The sequence below is a fragment of the Rhizobium sp. 01T444 genome (assembly GCF_056398305.1).
In genome coordinates this window covers 1-788 of sequence record NZ_JBFTPD010000143.1, presented here as the reverse complement: position 1 = coordinate 788, position 788 = coordinate 1, and the positions used below count along the sequence as shown (strand labels likewise).

The 788-nt window shown below is 63.5% G+C and carries 1 protein-coding gene; it reads left to right on the top strand.

The features are described 5' to 3' along the window. Positions 1–280: 280 nt before the first annotated feature. Positions 281–788, top strand: a 508-nt coding sequence (locus AC1DTN_RS37625) for a DotA/TraY family protein (protein ID WP_477925211.1), incomplete at its 3' end; no start/stop codon positions are given.

Genomic DNA, 788 nt, shown 5'->3' with positions numbered 1-788 from the left:
CGCGGCGGCCGCGACGAGCCGGCCTAGTTTCCCCTCGTCGGCCTAACACCCCTCGTCTGGCACGCGCCGCCGCTGTTGCGCTTCCCCCGCACGAAACTCAAAAATTTCCGGCCCCATGTGGCGTGTGCTGATACGATCGGCGAAGGAGTCGGGGCGTCCGTATCAGCCTGATGCTGCGGAGGAAATCGACGGTTTCACAGCGGCATCCATGGCGTTCTGTCATCGCCGAAGATGCTGCGAGCCGACATCGGTCGGCGCCATGGTCGAGTCAGGATCCACTATGCGTCGTTTTGCCCACGCTGCCATCCAAGTATCTGCAAACCCCGAATCGAGGCGATTCGGCACGCCGCCGCGCCGATTAGGCGGCTTCGTTGCTTTCCTGGCGTTCGTGCTCTTCGCTCAGATCGCCGCGGCGCAGAGCGGGGGGACAGGGCAGCTAACGCAGCCCTACCTGGACGCAACCAAGTCGACGGATATGTCGACGCAGGCCTTTACGGCGCTGCTCGGGACCTTCTTCACGAATCCGTTTTCTGCGATCGGTAGCGCCTCGACGCTGCTCGGTTCCATGTTCCTGGTCTTCAATACGTTCATCTTGGTGGCAGGCACCATCTGGGCGACGTACGGAATCGGCGTGGCGATCGTCCAGACTGCGCACGAGGGCCAGCTGATGGGCAAGAAGCTCTCCCAGGTGTGGCTCCCGATCCGGATGGTCACTGGCGTGGCCAGCCTGATCCCGGCCTTTGGCGGCTTCTCGCTTTCCCAGGCCGTCCTGGTGTTCGCGACCACGC